This window comes from Roseibium sp. AWQ4_290, assembly GCF_056160985.1.
In genome coordinates, this window is record NZ_JBSWYG010000066.1 from 1 (window position 1) to 421 (window position 421).

1 pseudogene is annotated in these 421 nt (G+C 57.7%); it reads right to left on the minus strand.

The features are described 5' to 3' along the window. Window positions 1-308, minus strand: a pseudogene (locus tag ACXAH0_RS25160) (IS21 family transposase); the annotation flags it as partial. Between the last annotated feature and the right edge of the window lie 113 nt (window positions 309-421).

Genomic DNA, 421 nt, shown 5'->3' on the forward strand with positions numbered 1-421 from the left:
CGCACGGCGTCATAGCTGCCGTCATAGCCGCAGTTGCGCAGCTCCTCGTAGATCCGGATCAGCGTCAGGCGTTCGCGTTTCGGTCGCCGGGTATTGTCGGCCAGCATCTCGTCCAGCTCGGAACGCCAGGGATCGATCTTCGGACGGGGCTGCCTCGTGCGGTCATAGGTGAACTCGGTCGCCCCAGATCGGATGACCTTGCGCACCGTGTTCCGCGACAAACGCAACTCGCGGCAGATCTGCTTGATCGATTTGCCTTCGACGAAATGCGCTCGTCTGATCTTCGCGATCGTCTCCACAACCAACATCCCCTGACTGCTCCCTCACATTTTTGAGGAAGCTTCTGATCAAAATTATCAGGGGGTCACTTTTGCATGCCGATTACCCCAAGATGGGGGTCAATCTTGCATGCCGATCCACA